We start from the raw sequence: 4,385 nt of genomic DNA, 5'->3' as shown, positions 1-4,385 counted from the left end.
GTCGGGGGAGAGGGGCCGCACCCCCAGCAGCGTGGTGCCGGTCTGGAGCGCCAGGAGGAAGCCTCGCTCGCGCAGGCCCTGCTCCAGCATGTCCAATACTCCGGCGAGCGCGGCGTAGAGCGTGTCGTCGTCCTGGTCGGTGGCGGGCAGCACCACCTCCGCGTGCACGGCGAACACGGGGCGGGTCTGCCCCTCCACCTGTCCGGGCTCCTCGGCGGCCTCGCGCAGCGCGGTGAGGAAGGCACTCACGCTGGGGTAGCGGCGGGTGGCGTCCTTGTCCAGGCAGCGCAGCACCACCGCGTCCATGCCGGGGGACACCGGCGCGCGCACGCTGGGGCGCGGCGGCGGGGCCTCCAGGTGCATCCGTTCCAGCTCCAGCCGGTCCTCGGACTGGAACGGGTAGCGGCCGGTGAGCAACTGGTGCAGCAGCACGCCCAGCGCGTACACGTCCGTGGGCGGCCCGATGCGACCGCCCCGGAACTGCTCGGGCGCCATCGCGTGCGCGGTGCCCAGGCGCTGGCCGGCGGTGGTGAGGCCTTCCTGGCCGGGCTCCTGCTGGATGAGCTTGGCGATGCCGAAGTCGAGCAGCTTCAGCCGGGGCTTCTCCCCCTCCTCCACGACCAGGATGTTGCTGGACTTCAGGTCGCGGTGGACGACGCCGGAGCGGTGCGCCGCCTCCAGCGCGCCGCAGATGGGCTCCAGGTACGCCAGCGCGCGGGACGCGGAGAGCCGCCCGCGCTCCTGCACCACCTGGCTCAGCGTGCGCCCCGACAGCAGCTCCATCACGTAGTAGGGGCTGCCGTCCGGCATCAGGCCGAAGTCGTAGACGTCCACGATGTTGGGGTGGTGGATCTGATTCACCACCCGGGCCTCGCGCACGAAGCGCTGGAGCATCTCCCCCTGGTCCGCCAGGTGCGCGTGCAGCACCTTCACCGCGGCCAGCCGGCCCAGGATGCGGTGCTCGGCCTCGTAGACGCTGCCGTGGCCTCCGGCGGCGATCATCGACTTGAGCACGTACTCGCCCGCGAGCGTGCCCGGTCCCCGTTCGGAACGGGTGGGTGCGTCATGCCCCTTGTCCGTGGCGCTCGCGGCCGCGCGCGCCTGGATGCGGAAGGTGCTCTCGGAGTCCGCCGCCATGAATCCCCGCACCCTAGCATCCGCCGGGTGGGTCGCGTGCGCCCGTCGCCGGCTGCCTCCCTGCCTGCCCTTTTGCCCGTTCACCAGGAGTCAGGCTTCCTGCCCTGGGGGTGGAAGGGACGTTCATTGGAAGCCGTTGGGGTATGGTTGCGAACCGGGCCAAGGCTTCTGGCCATCACGGAGCGCGGCGTCATGCACGACAGGCGGCGAGGAGAGTGCCGGCCCGAGCGCAGGGGAACGCCAGGGGGCTGGCACACATGATGACGTTGTTGGACGAGCTCACGACCTGCGCGGGCCAGTCGGTGACGGCTCCGTCCTCGACCGGGGCGTGTCTCATCCTGATCAGCACGACGACGCCCGCCGCCATCGGCAAGGCGTACCGGCTGGAGCCGGGCGAGCACATCATCGGGCGCGGGTCGGAGGCGGAGGTCCGCATCGACGACCACGGGGTGTCGCGCAAGCACGCGCGCATCCTGCGCTCCGCCGACGGCACCTGCCGCGTCACCGACCTGGAGTCCACCAACGGCACGTTCCTCAACGGCCTGCCGGTGTCCACGGCGGAGCTGCAGGAGGGCGACCGGCTCCAGGTGGGCACCGTCACGGTGTTCCGCTTCTCCCGGCGGGAGGTGCTGGAGCAGCGCGAGGAGCAGCTCAGGCAAGCGCTGTCCGCGGCGCGCGTGGGCATCTGGGACTGGAGCGCGAAGAGCGGTCAGGTGACGTGGAGCGAGCACGTGGACCGGCTTTTGGGACTGGCGGTGGGCAAGCTGTCCGGCCGCGCCATGGACCTGGAGGAGATCGTCCACCCGGCGGACCTGCCCCGGCTGCGCGCGGGCCTGGCGACGGCGCTCCAGCAGAAGTCGCAGGTGGACGTGGAGTACCGCATCGAGCCTGCCGGCAGCGGCTACCGCTGGATTTCATGCAAGGGCGACGTGCTGCTGGACGCGGCGGGGCAGCCCGCACGGGTGACGGGCACGGTGATGGACATCACCGCGCGCAAGCAGGCGGAGCAGGAGCTGCACCGGCAGGCGCTCATCTTCGAGAGCATCTCCGACGGCGTCGTCATCACGGACCTGGCGGGCGGGGTCATCGACTGGAACACCAGCGCGGAGCGGATGTTCGGCCGAAGCCGCAAGCAGGCCATGGGACAGACGCTCTTCAGCGTGCTGCACCCGGGTGAGCAGGACCGGCTGACGGGCGCCATCCTCACCGCGCTGGAGGTGCACGGGCGCTGGTCCGGGGAGCTGGAGTTCCGGCGCGACGACGGCATGACGTGCGTCTGCGAGTCCGTGGTGGTGCCGCTGCGCGACGCCGAAGGGCGCATCATCGCGAACATCATGGTCCACCGCGACATGAGCGAGCGCCGGCAGCTCCAGGCGCGGCTGGTGGTGGCGGACCGGCTGGCCAGCGTGGGCACGCTGGGCGCGGGCGTGGCGCACGAAATCAACAACCCGCTGGCGTACATGCTGGTGAACCTGCACCTCATCCGCGAGGGGCTGGACAAGCTGGAGACGCAAGGCGCGCCGTCGGAGCCGGTGGCGGCCATCCAGCAGCTCGTGCGGGAGACGACGGAGGGTGCGGAGCGCATCGCCACCATCGTGCGGGACCTGAAGGTGTTCGCGCGCGGCGAGCAGGAGTCGCGGCCGATGCCGGTGGACGTGCGTCGCTCCGTGGAGCTGGCGTGCAAGATGGCGGACAACGTCATCCGTCACCGCGCGCGGCTCATTACCGAATTTGAACCGGTGCCGGCGGTGGAGGCCAGTGAGGCGCGGCTGTGTCAGGTGTTCCTGAACCTGCTGCTCAACGCGGCGCAGGCGATTCCGGAGGATCCGTCCTCCGTCACCGAGCATGAGATTCGCGCCATCATCCGCCAGGGCGAGCCCGGCAAGGTGGTGGTGGAGGTGCGCGACACCGGCGTGGGCATGACGCCGGAGGTGCTGGGGCGCATCTTCGATCCGTTCTTCACCACGAAGGCGGTGGGCGTGGGCACGGGGCTGGGGCTGTCCATCTGCCACGGCATCATCGAATCCATGGGCGGCTCCATCCAGGCGGAGAGCGTGCCGGGGCAGGGCAGCACCTTCCGCGTGGTGTTGCGCTCGGCGCAGCACGAGCCGGACCTCTACCCCCGGCTGTCGGCGACGGCGCAGGCGGGGGCGCGCGCTCGCATCCTGGTGGTGGACGACGAGCCCAACGTGACGGTGGCGCTGCAGCGCTCGCTGGCGACGGAGCACGAGGTGGCCACGGCGAACAGCGCGCAGGCGGCGCTGCGGCTGGTGAACGAGGGCGGCCGCTTCGACCTCATCCTCTGTGACGTGATGATGCCGGGGATGACGGGCATGGACCTGTACTTCGAGCTGGGCCGTTCGGCGCCGGAGCAGGCCGGGCGCATGGTGTTCATGACGGGCGGGGCCTTCACGCCGCGCACGGTGTCCTTCCTGCGCGACGTGCCGAACCTCAAGTTGAGCAAGCCGCTGGACCTGGCGCAGCTGCGGGAGCTGGTCGGTCGTTCGGCGGAGGCGGGGCGATGAGCGTCTCCTCCGGTCACCCCGCGTCCCCTCCCGAGGCCGCGGTGGGGCCGGGGGAGCCGTTGCCTCCGGTGCAGGGCCTGGGCACGGCGGGCGCCCCGGCATCCCAGGGCCGTGAGTGGACGGTGCGCGCGCTGGGGATGGGGTTGCTCATCGGCGCGCTCCTGGCCGTCACCAACCTCTACATGGGGATGAAGACGGGCTGGTGGGACAGCGGCTCCATCACCGCGACGGTGCTGGGGTTCAGCGGGCTTGCCGCCTATGGGCGCCGGCGGGGCGTGCCGTACACGCCGCTGGAGAACAACCTCACGCAGACGGCCGCGTCGGCGGTGGGCGCGATGCCCGCGGCGGCGGGCCTGTTGGGCGCGCTGCCGGCGCTGGCGCTCCTGGGCGTGGCGGTGCCGGGCTGGGGCATCGCGGCCTGGGGCCTGGTGCTGGGCACGGTGGGCGTGCTGGTGGCGGGGCTGCTGCGTCGGCGCCTCCTGGAGCAGGAGGCCCTGCCGTTCCCCACGGGCATCGCCACCGCGGAGCTCATCTCCACGCTGCATGCGGCCACGCCGACGGAGGCCCCGGGCACGTCGGTGGGGCGCGGCCGGACGCTGGTGGGCGCGGGCGTGGTGGCCATGGTGGTGACGTGGATGCGGGACTCGCGCGGGTGGTTGCCGGGCATGGTGGGCCTGCCGGGCCGCGTCGGTGGTGCTCCGCTGGAGTCGCTGACCTGGGGCG

At 72.0% G+C, this 4,385-nt stretch carries 3 protein-coding genes; 2 read left to right on the top strand and 1 reads right to left on the bottom strand.

Annotation, left to right across the window (positions count from 1 at the left end; all coding sequences use genetic code 11):
• The coding region (locus D7X74_RS40020; RefSeq protein WP_147446866.1) for a serine/threonine-protein kinase at positions 1 to 1,137 on the bottom strand (1,137 nt) is incomplete at its 3' end.
• Between the two features lie 260 nt (positions 1,138 to 1,397).
• On the opposite strand from D7X74_RS40020, the gene D7X74_RS40015 reads away from it, so the two are divergent.
• Positions 1,398 to 3,662: a PAS domain S-box protein gene (locus D7X74_RS40015; protein WP_167508747.1), complete on the top strand. Its 2,265-nt coding sequence runs from the start codon at positions 1,398 to 1,400 to the stop codon at positions 3,660 to 3,662.
• Positions 3,659 to 4,385: OPT/YSL family transporter (locus tag D7X74_RS40010; protein WP_199742003.1), on the top strand; the 727-nt coding region annotated here is incomplete at its 3' end. The genes D7X74_RS40015 and D7X74_RS40010, both read left to right, overlap by 4 nt.

This window comes from Corallococcus sp. CA047B (assembly GCF_003612065.1).
GTDB classification, from domain to species: Bacteria; Myxococcota; Myxococcia; order Myxococcales; family Myxococcaceae; genus Corallococcus; species Corallococcus praedator.
This window is presented reverse-complemented; position numbering and strand designations above follow the sequence as displayed.